The organism is Paenibacillus sabuli (genome assembly GCF_014705605.1).
Classification (GTDB): domain Bacteria; phylum Bacillota; class Bacilli; order Paenibacillales; family Paenibacillaceae; genus Paenibacillus_D; species Paenibacillus_D sabuli.
On record NZ_JACXIZ010000074.1, the window covers coordinates 1 to 16,532 of the forward strand.

The 16,532-nt window shown below is 63.6% G+C and carries 12 protein-coding genes and 1 pseudogene; 4 read left to right on the forward strand and 9 right to left on the reverse strand.

The window, feature by feature from the left end:
* The 4 genes and pseudogenes from IDH44_RS25485 to IDH44_RS25500 form a co-directional block, all read right to left on the reverse strand.
* Positions 1-182 (reverse strand): annotated as a pseudogene (locus tag IDH44_RS25485) (hypothetical protein); the annotation flags it as partial.
* Entirely contained in the window at positions 175-1,047 is an 873-nt protein-coding gene (locus IDH44_RS25490) for an NAD(P)-dependent oxidoreductase (protein WP_190921642.1), read from the reverse strand. The pseudogene IDH44_RS25485 and the gene IDH44_RS25490, both read right to left, overlap by 8 nt.
* A 91-nt stretch (positions 1,048-1,138) precedes the next feature.
* A complete protein-coding gene (locus IDH44_RS25495; RefSeq protein WP_190921652.1) occupies positions 1,139-2,194 on the reverse strand; it encodes a Gfo/Idh/MocA family protein in 1,056 nt (351 codons plus the stop codon).
* A gap of 87 nt (positions 2,195-2,281) precedes the next feature.
* A complete protein-coding gene (locus tag IDH44_RS25500) occupies positions 2,282-3,010 on the reverse strand; it encodes a ThuA domain-containing protein (RefSeq protein ID WP_190921643.1) in 729 nt (242 codons plus the stop codon).
* A 190-nt stretch (positions 3,011-3,200) separates the two neighbouring features.
* On the opposite strand from IDH44_RS25500, the gene IDH44_RS25505 reads away from it, so the two are divergent.
* From IDH44_RS25505 to IDH44_RS25520, 4 genes are all read left to right on the forward strand, one after another.
* Positions 3,201-4,109 (forward strand): helix-turn-helix domain-containing protein, encoded by a 909-nt coding sequence (locus IDH44_RS25505; protein WP_190921644.1) that lies wholly within the window; start codon positions 3,201-3,203, stop codon positions 4,107-4,109.
* Between the two features lie 358 nt (positions 4,110-4,467).
* Positions 4,468-6,051, forward strand: coding sequence for an extracellular solute-binding protein (locus IDH44_RS25510; protein ID WP_190921645.1), 1,584 nt, complete (start codon positions 4,468-4,470; stop codon positions 6,049-6,051).
* A gap of 170 nt (positions 6,052-6,221) precedes the next feature.
* Complete coding sequence (locus IDH44_RS27285) at positions 6,222-8,564, forward strand: helix-turn-helix domain-containing protein (protein ID WP_190921646.1); 2,343 nt, start codon at positions 6,222-6,224, stop codon at positions 8,562-8,564.
* Between the two features lie 113 nt (positions 8,565-8,677).
* Complete coding sequence (locus tag IDH44_RS25520; protein WP_190921647.1) at positions 8,678-8,917, forward strand: hypothetical protein; 240 nt, start codon at positions 8,678-8,680, stop codon at positions 8,915-8,917.
* A 502-nt stretch (positions 8,918-9,419) separates the two neighbouring features.
* Here IDH44_RS25520 and IDH44_RS25525 read toward each other — a convergent pair.
* From IDH44_RS25525 to IDH44_RS25545, 5 genes are all read right to left on the reverse strand, one after another.
* A complete protein-coding gene (locus IDH44_RS25525; RefSeq protein ID WP_317890259.1) occupies positions 9,420-9,959 on the reverse strand; it encodes a GNAT family N-acetyltransferase in 540 nt (179 codons plus the stop codon).
* A gap of 579 nt (positions 9,960-10,538) precedes the next feature.
* Positions 10,539-12,635, reverse strand: a complete 2,097-nt coding sequence (locus IDH44_RS25530; protein WP_190921648.1) for an alpha-amylase family protein — start codon at positions 12,633-12,635, stop codon at positions 10,539-10,541.
* A gap of 73 nt (positions 12,636-12,708) precedes the next feature.
* A complete protein-coding gene (locus tag IDH44_RS25535; protein ID WP_190921649.1) occupies positions 12,709-13,584 on the reverse strand; it encodes a carbohydrate ABC transporter permease in 876 nt (291 codons plus the stop codon).
* 34 nt (positions 13,585-13,618) lie between these two features.
* Positions 13,619-14,581, reverse strand: a complete 963-nt coding sequence (locus tag IDH44_RS25540) for an ABC transporter permease (RefSeq protein WP_190921650.1) — start codon at positions 14,579-14,581, stop codon at positions 13,619-13,621.
* A 530-nt stretch (positions 14,582-15,111) separates the two neighbouring features.
* Positions 15,112-16,020, reverse strand: coding sequence for a L,D-transpeptidase family protein (locus tag IDH44_RS25545; RefSeq protein WP_190921651.1), 909 nt, complete (start codon positions 16,018-16,020; stop codon positions 15,112-15,114).
* Between the last annotated feature and the right edge of the window lie 512 nt (positions 16,021-16,532).

Below are 16,532 nucleotides of genomic sequence, written 5' to 3' on the forward strand. Positions count from 1 at the left end.
CGCAGCGGCGCGGCGCCGGTCGGCCGCCGCATGGCGGCCTGCACGGCCGCGCGCTCGTCCGCCAATCCCGGCAGCTCCCGCGGCGCGGCGACGACCGCGCCTGCCGGCACCTCGATCTCCAGCTCGCCTCGGCCGTACAGCAGACGGACCGGCTTGGTGCCGGCAGCGGGGGCATCAGTCATACAGCTTGTACAACGCCTGGGTGCCGCTGTCCGCTTCGCCGGCGCTCGCCAGCCGCTCGTACAGCGACTTGGCCAGCGCCAGCCCGTGCGCCTCCAGACCGAGCGCCTCGGCCGATTCGAGCGCGATGCTCATGTCCTTGATGATATGCTTGACGTAGAAGCCCGGCTCGAAGTCGCCCTTGATCATGCGCGGTCCCAGATTGCTCAGCGACCAGCTGCCCGCCGCGCCGCTCTCGATGCTCCTGAGCACCGTATTCGGATCGAGCCCGGCCTTCTCCGCGTAGCGGATCGCCTCCACTACGCCCATCATCGTCGAGGCGATCGCGATCTGATTCGCCATCTTCGTATGCTGGCCCGCTCCGGCCGGGCCCTGGTATACGATGTTCTGCCCGATCGCCTCGAGGATTGGCAGCACCTGCTCGTACGTCTCCCGGGCGCCGCCGACCATGATCGAGAGCCGCCCCTCGCGGGCGCCGACGTCGCCGCCGGATACCGGCGCGTCCAGCGCCTCGCAGCCGCGCTCGCGCGCCGATTCGGCCAGCCGCTGCGCCAGCTCCGGGCTCGACGTCGTCAGATCGATCAGCACCGTGCCGGGCTTGGCGCTGCCGAGCAGGCCCTGCTCGCCATAGTAGACCTCCTCGACATCCTGCGGATAGCCGACGATCGTCATGACGACATCGCTCGCCGCGGCCAGCTGCGCCGGCGTATCCTGCCACGTCGCGCCCTCGTCCAGCAGCGGCTGCGCCTTGGCCTTCGTCCGCGTATACACGTGCAGCTCGTAGCCGGCCTTCATCAGGTTGCGGACCATGCCCGTCCCCATCACGCCGGTCCCGGCGAATCCGATTGTCCGTTGCTTGTCGTTCATAATAGGGTTCCTCCTTGACTTGATTCTTGCCTGCCCCTACATTGTACCCCTCCCCCGCCGCGGCGGGAAAGGGACATTCCTTGCCGAGGCGCTAATCCCGCGCGGCGAGCGGGATCCGGCGTCCCTCGCGGGCGCTCCGGATGGCGCCGAACACCATCGCCATGCTGTGGATGTTGTCCGTGCAATCCGTCTCCGCCCGGCGCCGCTCCCGCAGCGCGGCCAGCATCTCGTCGAAGCAGCCGTCGTGCCCCTCGCGGCCAGTATACGGCTCGGCCGGATCGAGGCGCGTCAGCTCGCGGCTGAATCGTCCCGGCTCCTCGTCCTCCCCGATGGCAGAGGCGTAGGGCGGGTTAGTGCCGTCCCAGATCAGCGTGCCCCGCGAGCCGTTGATGCGCCACTCGCCCTCCCAGGAGGTCGGCGCGCCCTCGGCGCACCACGAGCCGTTGTAGGTGAATACCGAGCCGTCCGACATCTCGAAGACGCACACCGCCGCCGCATTGCCGTCGTACCACGAATGCGCCGGGTTGAACTCGTGGCAGTACACCGACACCGGATCGGCCTGCAGCAGATAGCGCGCCTGGTCGAAGGTGTGGATCGCCATGTCGAGCAGCAGCGGATTGTCCATCGCCTCGCGGAAGCCGCCGAAGTGCGGTCCGAGGAAGAAGTTCGCCGTCGCAAAGCCGGGACGGCCGATCGCGCCGCCGGCGATCAGTCCGCGCGCCTCGCGGATCTGCCGGGTGTAGCGGCGATTCTGCATCACCGCATAGCTGCGGCCGTGCCGCTCCACCGCCCGCATCATCGTCTCGGCGTCGGCCATCGAGGCGGCCATCGGCTTCTCGCCCATCACGTCGCAGCCGAGCGCCGCGGCGGTCATGACGATGTCCTTGTGCACCTGCGGGATCGTCACGTCGAAGACGAGATTGGCGCCGCTCGCCTTCACCGCCGTCTCCAGGTCAGTGAAGCAATGCTCCGGCCCGAGCCCGAGCGTCTCGGCCATCGCTTCGGCGGCGGGGCGGTGAATGTCGACGAGCGCGACGATGGCCATATCCGCGCGCTGGGCGGCATAGGCCGTCCACTTGCGCGCCATGTTGCCGCAGCCGACCTGGACGACCTTGAAGGTCGGTTGCTCGCCCGGCGCCGTTTGCATGCTTGCTGCCGTTTGCTCGCCCGCCGTTGGTTGCTTGCTTGCCGTCGTTTGCTCGTTAGCGTGTGTCATCTCGCGTTCTCCTCTCGCTCAGGCCCGGCCGATCGATTCGAGCGGCTTGCTGTTGCCGTACACCGGCGCCGGACGCGTCGAGGGCGCGGCCCAGGCGGCGGCGTTGCGGATGACGCGGCGCACCTGCTCGTTGTAGTAGGTCGGATACGTCTCGTGCCCGGGACGGAAGTAGAAGATCTTGCCCTGCCCGCGCCGATAGGTGCAGCCGCTGCGGAACACCTCGCCTCCGGCGAACCAGCTCAGCAAGACCAGTTCGTCCGGCTGGGGGATGTCGAAGTGCTCGCCGTACATCTCCTCCTGCTCGAGCTCGATGTATTCGCCGATGCCCTCGACGATCGGATGGCCCGGCGCGACGACCCATAGCCGCTCCTTCTCGTCGGCCTCGCGCCATTTCAGATTGCAGGTCGTGCCCATCAGCTTCGTGAATACCTTGGAGAAATGGCCCGAGTGCAACACGATCAGCCCCATACCCTCGCGTACGCGCTTGCACACGCGCTCCACGATCTCGTCTTGCACCTCGCGATGCGCCTTGTGCCCCCACCAGATCAGCACGTCGGTCGCGTCCAGCCGCTCCTGCGTCAGTCCGTGCTCGGGCTCGTCCAGCGTCGCATAGGCCAGCTCGAATTCTCCGCCCATGCCTTCGCCGATCGCATGGTGGATGCCCTGCGGGTAGACCTCCCGCACCTTATCGCTCGATTGCTCATGCCGATATTCGTTCCAGATCGTGACCTTCAATTGTTCTGCCATTCGTCTATTCGCCTCCTGTAAGGGGTTCGTCATGCTCCCTCGATTATAGGCCTTTCCGTACGGCCAAAGAAAGCGGCAATCATGCGCAATTATTCTCCGATTGTGACATCGGCGGCGACGAATATGCTATACTGATGCTAATTCGAAGCGCGACCGGCCGCCCGGGAACGGTCGTCAAGGAGGCATCCGTGTGACCACGCTAGCCGCATCGCAGTCCGAGCAGATCAACGAGGAACGGGTCGTCTATCAGCATCCGCTGCTGTATCTCAAGGTGTGGGAGGTCCGCACCGGCGCGACCGAATATCGCGACGACCGCTATCGGCCCTGGCATTATCACAAGGAAGTGGAATTGCTGACGGTGACGAAGGGCAGACTCGCGGTGCAGACGCGCGAGGACACCTATGCGCTCGGCGAAGGCGACGTCGTGCTGCTCGGCTCCAAGCAGCTGCACCGCACCCGCAGCCTCGACGGCTCGCCGGTGTCCTTCATCGTGCTCCAGATCGATCTGCTGCAGCATTTCGACTCGAGCACGCTTCCCTATGCGCAGTGCTTCTCCGAGCTGACGCGGCCGCTCGGCGATCTCAATTACATGTTCGGCGACAACTCTGCGCTGCGGCGCGAGATCGTCTCCGCAATTGTGCGCATCTACCGCGAATCGCAGGATATGCGACGCGGCTACGAGCTGGCGGTATCCGCGGCGATCCGCGAGCTGCTGCTGCTATTGCTGCGCGGCGACACGCGCGGGCTGCTGCAGGAGGATCCCGGCGGCGAGCTGCTGCGGCTGCGGCCGGTGCTCGATCATGTCGAGGCGCACCTGCAGGACAAGATCGCAGTGGAGGACGTCTGCCGGCTGATGAACTTCAGCTACCATTACTTCATCCGTTATTTCCGCTCGGTGATGAGCGTGTCCTTCATTGAATATGTCAACTACAAGCGCATCAAGCGCGCCGAGCGGCTGCTGCTCACCCGCGATCTCAGCATCTCCGAGACCGCCGCCGCCGCCGGCATTCCGAGCATGGCCCAGTTCTACAAGCTGTTCCGGCGCTACAATCGCTGCTCGCCCAAGGCGTTCAAGCAGCGCATGCGCGCCTCGGTCTGACGAAGCCGCTTCGATCCGGCAGACGCGTGCTTGCGCCCGGCGGGATCCGCCGCCCGAAGGCGAGGCGCGCGGACAGGACAGGAGCCGGACACCCGTGCGGGTGCGCGTTGTCCGCTTCGATCGTATGGGTGCCGGGGCCGCGCGAGCGGACTTTACTTCTACGAGGCGCATGCGGGCACGCGGCGAGGCCCGGCGGACCAGCTGTTGGGGCCGGACATTTCTTCTCTCCCGAAGCCGTCAAGTAATGTCTCTACCTTGCCTGCCCTGCCCCGCGTATGATGGGATCAGGACGGGCGAACCGTCGCCCGGCTGCATCACGACGATCAATGGACCTACCAAAGGGAGGCGCAAGAGACACATGAATCGAGGACAAAAAAGGTTGACTTGGCTGCTCGCCGCGGCGCTGGCGCTCGTGCTGGCCGCAGGCTGTGCCGGCAATGCCAATAACGGAGCGGCAGGCAACGGCGGCAACGACACAGGCAATGGCGCGAGCGACGGGACGGCAACCGGCGGCAGCGGCAGCAACGCGGAGGAACCGCTGGAGATTCAGATGTTCGCCGGCCTGTACAATGAAGTGCCGGATATGGACAATGCCTTCTGGACGGAATGGCAAGCGCGCACGAACACGAAGCTGAACGTGGAATGGGTGCCCTCGGGCGATCTCGATACGAAGCTCGATCTGCTGCTCGCTTCCGCCGAGCTGCCGGAGGTGCTGGCCGCGCCGAACTTCCGCCGGCCGACGCTCGTCAACGCGATCAAGAGCGGCGCATTCTGGGATCTGACCCCGTTCCTGGGCGACTTCAGCGCGTATCCGAATCTGCGCGACAACGTCGTGGACAATGCCTACAAGTATCGGACGATCGACGGCAAGATCTATTCGCTGCCGGGCTCGCGCTCGCCGATCGACATCGGCATCAAGATCCGCAAGGACTGGCTCGACAAGCTGAATATTCCGGTCCCGACGACGCTGGACGAATACGAGGCGGCGCTCAAGCAGCTCGTCGAAGGCGATCCCGACGGCAACGGCCAGGACGACACGCTTGGCCTGATCGGCGGCGGCGTCATCGTCAGCGACGGCGACGAATCGTTCGCGGCCGGCTTCGGCGCGCTCGATCCCGCCTACAACGACGAGGGCGGCCTCATCTACACGCAGCTGAATCCGAAGTACACGGAGATGATCGAGTGGTTCCGCGGCCTGTATGCGGACGGCGTCTTGTCGCAGGAATTCTCGGTCATGAAGCGAACCCAGTCCGAAGAGCTGTACAAGACCGGCCGCGCCGCCTCCTACGCCCGCAGCATCTGGTGGGACAAGGAATGGGAGGACAGCAACAAGAAGAACGGTCAGCCGGACGCCGAGATTATGAACCTGACGATGGAAGGGCCAGGCGGCACCGCGGTCGCGCTGACGACCGGAGGCAACGGCGCCTTCCTGATCTCCAAGAAGGTGCCGGAGGAGAAGGTATGGCGGCTGCTCGACTATTTCGAGCAAAGCGCCTCGCAGGAGCTGACCGACCTGGCCTATTACGGCATCGAAGGCGTGCATCACACGGTGGAGGACGACCAGAAGGTGCTGAATGAGCAGGGCGTGCTGGAGATCAACACGACGAGCAAGCAGGTCGGCGTGCTCGCCTCGCTCAAGTACGGCAAGGTCGTCAGCGCCTCCGGCAGCAAGGCGTACAACGAAGCCAAGATCGCCGAGGTCGAGCATTTCGATCAGGTCGGCACGGTCAATCCGTTCGGCTACCTGATGTCCGACACGTGGAACAACGTCTGGGCGCGCTACGAGAGCGAATGGAAGTCGATGGTGACGCAGGCGATCGTCGGCCAGATCACAATCGACGAATACAAGGCCTTCATCGCGAAAATCAACGCGCTGCCGGAAGCAAAGCAAGCGTACCAGGAATTCGCCGAAGGCTATGCCGCCTTCCACGAGCAGCAGTAGGCTGGCTGTATGACCCGGGCACCTGCCAGCTTGCACTCAGGCGGCCCGATACACGTCAGCTGCCCCGGCAACCGGACGACGCCTTCGTCCGGTTTGCTGCTTTGTATACCCCCATGCTGTTGTTCTACCCCATGATGTTATTGACGACCATGACGAGCGGAGGGATGGATGTGAAGCGTTGGCTGACGCAGCTCGGCGCATGGACGCGCGGCTGGGTGCCGCAAGGCACGCCCTACTGGCGCAGGCTCGTATGGCTGGGCTGCCTGTCGGTGACCCTGCCGGTCATCGTGCTGGGCAGCGCCTACTATCACTTCTCGATGGACAAGCTCAAGACGCAGTTCGAGGAGAATAGCCGGGCCGCGCTGATGCAGCTCAAGGATCGGACGGAAAATGAATTCACCCGCATCGAATACCAGTCGATGCAGCTCGCGCTCGACCCGCTGTTGCGCCATGCGCTCGGCCAAGCCGGGTTCGCCTCTCGCTATTCGGACAAGCTGGCGATCCTGGATACGCTGCTCATGCGCAAAAACGCCAACAATCTGGTCGACGACATCCTGTTCTACGAGCAGGCCTCGGATACGGTGCTGACCAATGCTTACGGGGGCTCCTCGCTGGCGGATTCGCCCGACGAGGCGGACATCCGCGCCGCGCTGGCGCTCGGTCGCAAGGAAGGCTGGCACTACCTGCCGGGCTTCCGCCAGGACGGCAGCATCTCGTACATCCGCCAGTTGCCCGTGCTCGGCGGCGGTCAGGTGCAGGGCCTGCTCGTCTATCAGGTGCGAGAGCGCGACATCCGCAGGACGCTCTTCAACCCGGGCGAGCGCAGCGGCGGCCATACGATGCTCGTGCTCGATGCTGACGACAATGTGCTGCTGCATGCCTCCGATCCGTCCCTGCTCGGCACGCCGGCCGGCCGGGACGCCCTGCTCGGCCGCGTCCTGGCACGCGGCGAGACGCCCGGGCAATTCGTCGTCAAGGACGCGCGCGGCGAGCGGCAGATGGCGATGTCCTTTACGACTACGCTCGGACGCACCTACCTCTCGATCATCCCGGAGCGCGAGATGACCGATCAGCTCGCCTGGATGCGGCTGTCGATCTTCGTCACCGTCCTGCTCATCCTGCTGCTCGGACTCGTGCTGACGATCGCTTCGACGCGGCTCGCGTACAGCCCCATCGACCAGCTGATCCAGTACGGCGCCCAGCTGCGGCAGGGCAAGGACGGCCGGCTCTCGCGCGGGGAGAACGAGATCGACTACATCCGCTCCAGCCTGACCTACCTCAGCGATCAGACGCAGTCGCTCAGCCGTTACATCGCCCGGATTCAGCCCAATCTGCGCGATCAGTTCCTGCTGCGGCTGCTGACCGCCCAGTCGCCGCCCGGGGCGCGTGCCGTCGCCGAGGAAGCGCGCGCATATCAGCTGCCGGCGGACGGCCGCTTCGCCGTGCTCGTAGTCAAGGTCGACGATCTGGACAAGGAGCGGCGCTTCCTGCCGAGCGAGGGCCCGGTCATCGTATTCGCGCTGCAGAATGTCATGCAGGAGCTGCTCGAGGCCGAGCGCGAGATCGTCGGCTATGCGCTCGGCAAGGCGGACAAGGAAGCGATTGCCGTGCTGCGGACGGAGCTGCGGGAGCTGGACGAAGACGGCCTCCTCCGACAGGCGACGGCGTATGCCGAGCGTGTGCGGGAGGCGCTGCTGACGCATCTCTCCTTCTCCGTCTCGATCGGCATCAGCGGGCCGCGGGCGCACCTGGCAGAGCTATCGGACGCCTACCGGGAGGCGCAGCTGGCCTTGCAGCAGCGGCTGCTTGACGACAGCCGGCACCTTTTTCGGTACGAGGGCGAGCGGGGCAGCGCCGGGCGAATGGCCGCGTTCAATTATCCCAAGGATCTGGAACTCGCGATCGTCGAGTACCTGCTGCAGGGCGAGGCGCAGCTGGCCGAAGAGCAGTTGCAGGCCTTCCACGCGCGGCTGCGGGCGAGCGAGTCGTACAATACCGCGATGCAGAGCTATCTGATCTTGCTCTCGTCGATCATTCAGTCGCTGGAGGAGGTCGGCTACGGGGTGCTGGACAGCATCGGAGACAATCTGTTCGAGGAGCTCAAGGCGCGGCAGACGTTCCGCGAGGTGCATGCCTGGTTCGTCGAGCGGCTGTTCGCGCTGCATCGCCGCATGACCGAGGAGATCCGCACCAACGCCACCACGCTGGCCGTGCAGAAGGTATGCCGCCACATCGAAGCCCATCAGGGCATGCCGTCGCTGATCGAATGCGCCGAGCTGGTCGGCATGAGCCCGTCCTATCTGAGCCGTACCTTCAAGCAAGAGGCGGGCATGTCCTTCATTGAATATCTGATGAACTACAAGGTCGAGCGCGCCAAAAAGCTGCTCCAGGACACCGACCACAGCGTCATGCAGATCGCCGAGCTGGTCGGCTACTCCGAGCGCAACCTGAACCGCGCCTTTCAGCGCCACGTCCAGATGTCGCCCAAGCAGTACCGCATGTCGCTGCGGTAGTCGGCTGCTCATGTCGTTGGCGGCATGAGCGCCGTCGCCTGCTACCCGCTGCGGTGCAAGGTCAGGCGGATAAAGCCGCTGGAGCCGCTGGCCGAAGGCGGCGGGCGGCGGGGATGCTGGAACGTATCGGTTGGGGCGATGGCGGGCTGGTGGAACGTGGCGGTTGGGGCGGTGGCGGGCTGGTGGAACGTGGCGGTTGGGGCCGCAAGACGGTGGCAATTGGGGCGGCGACGGACGGGGCTGCTGGAACGTGGCGGTTGGGGCGGTGGCGGACGGGGCTGCTGGAACGTGGCGGTTGGGGCCGCAAGACGGTGGCAATTGATGCGTTCGCGGGCTGCCACCCGATCAGCTAGCCGAAAACGAGCGATAGTGAAGCCATGGCAAGCGGTGACGGGCGAGGGCACAAGCGATGACGGCGAAGGCGGCTCGTCTCCCCTTTACTCCTGTCGCCCACTCTCCATACTCGATAGTCCGAACTGCATAAGTACAGTTCATTTGCTCCACTTCGCAACAATTTGCAAAATGAACTGTAAAAGTGCAGTTAAATTTATCGATATCGGCCAAAAACGACCAAAATTGATGATTTTTCAAAAAACCAACTGCACTTTTGCAGTTCAACCTCCACTAATCTCGTATTTACTCAAATTCAACTGCACTTTTGCAGTTCAGCCAGTGTGTACCGATGGGTACCGATGGGTACCGATGGGTACCGATGGGTACCGATGTGTGCCGATGTGTGCCGATGGGTGCTGATGTGTGCTGATGTGTGCTGCTGATGTGTGCCAATGGGTAATGCCGTCTTCTGATTAGCCGCAGCCTTGCCCGAGTTACGGTGTGGTTACCTCATATGCTCCATCATGCCAAGGTAAACTCCTCGCGCAACAGCCCGTACACGTACTCGTCATGATACGTACCTCCGGTGTAGATCATGCTGCGCAAACGCCCCTCAAGCTGGAATCCCAGCCGTTCCTGCAGGGCAATCGAGCCTTCGTTGAAGGCATAGACATGGGCTGACGCCCTCTCGTAACGCAGCTCTTCGAAATAATAACGGAGCAACAGCCTCACCGCCTCTGCGCCGTAGCCGCGCCGCCAATGCGGGCGGAAGACCAGCACGCCGTACTTGAAATGCCCATGCCGCGCACTGCAGCCATGCGCGCTGATTCGTCCGGCCAGCTCGCCTTCCGTCGTCTCGATCGCCAGCGTCATGTCATCGCCGATGGCGCGGCGCTGCCCGTGCTGGGCAGCCCAGGCGCGACTGCCTTCCTCCGAGCGCGGAAAGTAGATCGCATCGAACAGCCGCGCCGCCTCCGAATCCTGCTCCCCGACGTGAAACGCCTGCCAGTCCTCCGTGCGGATCGGACGCAGCCGTACCTTGGCGCCTTCCCATATATTCACCGTATCCCTACTCCTTTCGTGCGGCGCAGACTTACGCATCCCAAAGCTGGCCGTGCTCATCCCGACTTACCTCGGCGCTTGTCGATGCGGTCGACGCATCCTAATTCAGCCGATGCTTGTCTTGGTTTGTCTTGTCGCACGCTTTTCTTCTATTGTAAGGATAGCATACAGTGGGGCGCAACCTGACGCGTCGAGCAGCTATCCCGCCAGGGCGAGAGCCGGCCGGCGCTGTTCTCACGTCTACATCAGGCTTAATACAAGGTGGACGACGTTGTCCCTGAGCTCAAGGCGCGAGACCGACGGTGTCCTTGGGGATGGCTTTCAAATCTAACGGTCGCCACAGCGCCTATTTCATAAAAATCGTTGGAAATCGCTCATATTTTGCTAAATAGGCGTGCTCACAACCGTTAGCTTTCAAATCGATCCATTTTCGCCAATTTAAGCTCGATGGCAACCGTTAGCGTCCACATCATCTCATGTCCGCTCGCCGCAGTTCCCCTGCGCTCCATGAGCGTTCACTCGCCGCAATTCTCACTTCGCTCCTTAGCGCCCACAGAGCGTCTACTCGCCACGCCCCTACTACGCCAGCTCCACCGCCACGCACGCCCATACGTCGAGCCGGACCACGGTGAGCCGCAGCCGTCCGCCCGCGACCGTGTACGGCAACGCCTCGCCGCTCATCAGCTCGCGCACGCCGGTCACGGTGCGGCCTTCGACGCGCAGGTCGACCGCGATTTCGTGCAACGGCAGCGCAGCCGCCAGCGGCCGCCGCCCCGCGCCGTTGACCAGATGCAGCAGCATCTGCCCCGGCTTCTCGAAGAGCGTCGTCTGCAGGCCGGGATAATGACTCGTCTGCAGCAGCCGGTCGCTGCCGAGCGCGACGCCTAGCGCATTGTCCAGCAGCTGGTAATGCTCGCCGAGCCGGAATTCGCCCAGCAGCGCGCTCAGCGAGAAGGCGAGGTACACCGCGCCGCCGCGGCCGACCCGGTGGTGCACTGCCAGCGGAATGTCCGTGTGACTAACCGGCAGCGAGGCCCGCTCCGGGGGTGCGCCGACGCTCTCCAGCGGCGAGAACGGCGGCACCAGCGTCGCCAGCACGCGGGCCGACGCGCTCGCCGTCCGCACGTAGTGCACGCGGCCGCGGTGGGCGATCAGCTCGGTCTGCGCCATGCTGCGCTGCAGCGGATTGTCCGTGTCCCCGCTCGTGCCTTCGATCGCGCGGTCGATCGCGACGTCGGTCGAGCCTTCGGCCGTTCCTTCGACCACACCCTCGAAGCGCAGATAGGCCGCCGACAGCGGCTCGCTGACCGTCGCGCCGCCTGCCAGTCCGAGCAGCGCCAGCAGCCGCGGCTGCTCGGGGGCCGCCCCCTCGAGCAGCACATGACCGCCCGCCTCGGCATATCCGGCCAGCACCTCGACGAATGCGTCGCCGAGCGCGATGCCCTCCGGCAGGATGAGCGCCTTGTAGCGCGCCAGACGCTCGCTCGTCGCCTGCTCCGCGAGCAGCACGTCGAACGGAATCTGCCGGTTGATCAGCCCGTCGGCCCAGCTCTCGGCCGCGGCGTCGGCCGTCCACATCAGCGCCACCTCGGCCAGCGGCGCCGCACCGTGCATCGCGTCCTCCACACACTCCACCTGCTGGTTGAATGCGCCGACCGTCTCCAGGATGCGCTTGTCCGTGATCGTCTCCGGGAGGCCGGTGAGCGAGTGCCAGATGCTGCCGCCATGCGCCGGAATCTGCGACAGCCAGAAGCGGTACTCCGCCGGCGGCAGCCCGGTATGCCGCCACTCCATGCCCGGGCTGGAGTGCACGATGCCCAGCGGCACCGGATGGCCCGGCGCCGAGCGGCCGAGCTTGATGCTCAGCGCCGGCTTCCAGAACTCGGGAATGCGCTGATGGCCTTCGGAGAGCACGTCCTGCGGCTCTGTGCACAGCATGTCCGCCGTCTCCAGACGGGCGTACAGGTTGTCGCGATACAGATTGTAATACAGGATCATCGGCAGGTCCGGCTGCCGCCGCTTCACGTAGCCGTACATCTTGTCCATATTGTCGCGAATGCACACCGACGCCCAGTCCGGCGCCAGCTCCGCGCCCTCCGGCGGCAGCGGCTCGCCGTAGCGCGCCATATACTTCTCCTGGCAGGTGCGGCAGTAGCAGCGTACATAATGCGGCGCGTTGAAAAAAATGCCGTCCACCGCATAGCGGTCCAGCACCTCCTCCAGCACCGGGATCGCCACTGCCTCGTTGCGATACGGGCCGTTGATGCACGTCGTCATCAGCAGCGACCACGGTCCGGGACGGCGCCCGCCGACGATCTGCGGCTGCCCGGCTGCGTCTCGCACGAACCAGTCCGGATGACGCAGATAGACGACATCGTCGGTCTTGCTGAAGTCGAGGCGCGCGATCAGGCGCAGCTCCTCCGCGTGGCAGGCCTCGATCACCTCGGCCAGCAGATCGCGTCCCTCGGGCAAGTGTTCATTGACGTGGTGGCCCTCCACCTGCGACGGATACCAGGCATAGATGCCCCCGACGTTGAAGACGAGCGCGGTCGCGCCCAGCTCCTTCATCTGCCGCGCCAGCCGGCGCGGCTCGATCTTGTCCGTATCCTTCACCTGCAGATTCGTCTGCACGAAGCGCTGCGGCTTGTGCCACCACAGTTCGTCTTGCTTGCTCATTTTCCATTCTCCTTCCTTGTCCTTGTGTCGGAAGCGCATTTCGGTCACGTCGGCCTTCTTTCTCACCATACGCTTATCCCTTGACCGAGCCGAGCATGACGCCCTTGGCGAAGTGCTTTTGCAGGAATGGATAGACGACGAGGATCGGCGCCATCGCCAGCACGATGGAGGCCATGCGGATCGTCTCCTGCGGCACCGACTTCTCGTCGCCGCCCGCGCCGGCCATGCCGGCGATGTCGGTATCGATGACGAGTGTCTTGACCAGCACCTGCAGCGTCCATTTCTTGGAGTCGGACAAGTAGATCAGCGCGTTGAAGTACGTATTCCAGTGCGTGACCGCAAAAAACAGCGTGAACGCCGCAATCGCCGGCATCGAGAGCGGAATGACGATCCGCAGGAACACCGCCAGATCCGAGCAGCCGTCGATGCGTGCCGCATCCTCCAGCTCGGACGGCAGCGATTCGAGGAAGCTTTTGATAATAATGAGACTCCAGGCGTTAGTCAGTACCGGCCAGATGAGCGCCCAGTACGAATTGAGCAGGCCAAGCTCCTTGACGAGCAGATAATTCGGGACGATGCCTGCGCTGAAGACGAGCGTGAAGACGATGAAGCCCATCATCATGCCGCGCCCCGGCATCCCCTTCTTGGTCAGCGCGTAGGCCAGCGAGAAGGAGACGACCAGATTGAGCACGGTGCCGACGACGGTGATGAATGTCGTGCTCTTGAGCGCATTGAGGAAGCTGTTGGTCGACAGGATATACGAATAGGAAGCGAGCGACCACTTCTCCGGGAACAGATAGAAGCGCAGCGGCACGTACACCTCCGGATCGGTGAAGCTGACGCTGAATACGTACAGGAACGGAAAGATGCACAGCAGCGAAAACAAGCTCAGCAGGCTGTAATTGACCCAGTCGAACAAGGTCAGACGTTTTTGGGCGACAAAGCTCATGGCGGGTCCTCCTTGCGCGGCGCCGGTCCGCGGATTAGTAAATGCCTTCCTGGCCCATCTTCTTCACGATGTAATTGGAGCCGACGACGAGCACGAAGCCGACGACGCCCTTGAACATGCCGACCGTGACGCCGGTGCTGATCTGGCCGCGCAGGATGCCCTGCGTATAGGCATAGGTGTCGAATACCTCTGCAACCTGCATGACGAGCGGATTCATCATGAGCAGCATCTGCTCAAAGCCGACATCGGCCATCTGACCAAGCCGCAGGATGAGCAAGATGATGATCGTCGGCCGAATCGCCGGCAGTGTGATGTGCCAGATCTGGCGCCAGCGGTTGGCGCCGTCGACGACCGCCGCCTCGTAGCGCTGCGGATCGACGCCGGCCATCGCCGCGAGGAAGATGATCGTGCCCCAGCCCGCTTCCTTCCACATCGTCTGCGCGGTAATCATGCCCCAGAAGTAATCCGGCTCGGACAGGAAGGAGATGCGCGGGAAGCCCGCCTCGCCGACCAGCTTGTTGACGATGCCGACATCGGTGGACAGCAGGAAGAACGTCATGCTCGCCACGACCACCCAGGACAGGAAGTGCGGCAGGTACACAATCGATTGATTGATGCGCTTGAACGCCTCGTGCCGCACCTCGTTGAGCATCAGCGCGAGAATGATCGGCAGCGGGAACATGAAGACGAGGCCGAACAGATTGATCGCGAACGTGTTGCGCAGCATCATATAGAAGTTGCGATCGGTAAACAGCGCCTCGAAATGCGCGAGTCCGACCCATTCGCTGCCGAAGAAGCCCAGGTACGGATTGAAGTTCTGGAAGGCCAGCAGCAGCCCCCACAGCGGCGCCAGCTTGAACAGCAAAAAATACAGGATGCCGGGCAGCGCCAGCACATACATCGTGCGGTACTGCAACAGCCGCCGTCCCAGGCGGGGCCAGTAGCCCTGCGGTCGAACCGCCGGACGGGGCGCGGCGGAGATGGCCGCTTTGTCCATCGTGGTGCACCTCTCTCTCGTCGTAATCTAACATCCGGCATGTCCGGACAGGAGCGAGCAGCCGCCGCGGCGATCGCGGCGGCATCTGCGTCTTGAGGCTATTGTAGACCGTGCGAGGGAAGCAGGATACAGACATAACTTGAGCTATACGTACAAGGTAGTCTGATGCGCATGGACGGCAAAGGATGTCTGTGCAGCCATGGGGACAGAAGCTGTTCGGCGGCAAGGCGAGTTCGTGCGGATGCGTGCGAGGCCGTGCGAGGCCGTACGGACGAGGTGGAGTGGAGATGCAGCGGAAAAGGCAGCCGGCGGCAAGACAAAAAAAGTCCGTACGCGCAGGGCGTACGGACTAAGGGCGAACGGGGATGTCTTGCCGATAAGCGCCGCATGATCCGGATCGGATCAGATCCGGTTCGGCGGTGTCGATCTTCGCCCCGCCGGTAGCGTGGGGCAGTCGGTCCGTAACGGCTCGTGCGGTCCGGTCGGTCCGTGCGGTCCGTGGCTCGGCTGCCCAGATGACTTCGCCTTCGTTATTTCGCCCGCGGCGAGGTGAGCGTGACGGTCTTCGTCGCGTTGTCCCAGCGGACGCCGTAGCCGGTCAGTCTGGCGACGTCGCGCAGCGGCACCATGACGCTGTAGCCCTCGTAGCGCGACGGCGTCATGGCGACCTTCTCGCCGTTGACCTTGGCCGTATCGCTGCCGGGGCGATGCACGATCGTGCGATCGCCGGCGATCGCCGTCACCGTGCGGTCGGCCTGGCTCCAGCGGATCGTTGCGCCGAGCAGCGTGAAGCACTCGCGCATCGGGATGAAGATCCGGTCGTTCACCAGCAGGATCGAATTGTTCAACTTCGGCTCGCGGCCGTTGACGAGCAGCGTGCCGGTGAATTCGGAGACGCCGACCTCGTAGCCGTATTTCTCGGCGATTCCTTCCATCGACAGGCTCGTCGTCGTGACGATGACGGGCGTGTCGACCTGGATGCGGTCGTACAGCCAGCGGACCTCCTCGTTGTGCATCCGGATACAGCCCGCGCTGACGTATTTGCCGATCGAGCTTTCGTTATTGTTGCCGTGGATCGCGTACGTGTTGCCCGGGGTGCCGTTCACATCGAGCCCCAGCCAGCGGTCGCCGAGCGGATTTTTTGGATCGCCGCCGGGAATATTGTCAGTGTAATAAGGGCGGTTTTTAATTTTGTTGACGATCGTGAAGGTGCCGTCCGGCGTCAGCTCCTCGGTCTTGCCGGTGGCGACGGAGAAGGTCCGGATCACCTCGCCGTCCTCAAAGAAGGCGAGCTCGTTGCTTTGCTTGTTCACAATAATCAGTTGTCCCTGCGCCTTGCGCGCGGCTGCGGCGTCCCCGCCGTGCAAGCCCGCTGCGCACGTAAGCAGCACGGCCAGCGCCAGGACGAGTCGTGCTGTCTGTCTTCCCAGTTGCCTCATCTGGTCTCCTCCTCATGACCCGAATACTCCAGGATACCGCGATCAGGCGCGTCCTATGCCTACGATTCAGGATGGATAATTTTACTTTACATTCCTTAATCACACCTGACAAGACGAATTGAAACAAATATTCGCGTATCGAGACCTTCCGATTCGAATAAGACGCAGATGGCACAGTTTCCGATGAGCAGTGCCAAGCCCCCCTTGTACTCGGCCCAAATCGTATGCTCGATCGGGCTCGACCGATTGGCCAAGCAGGCGGGCTATCTCGCCTCCAGCAGTTCGCCAGCCTGTATCCATACAATTCCCAAAAAAAAGCACCCGACCATGGCCATCATAGCCTTGCTCGGGTGCTTTTGGGTTTCCGGTTCTGTTGTCGGGGGAGGTGGCGCTTGTTCTCGAGGTCTCCGTGCCGTCTCCTCACTGCCGCCGGTGCACCTGCACCGACTCGAGCACATGGCCGATGATCCGGATCGGCACCGCGTCGGTCTTCTCCACGCCATTGGCATAGC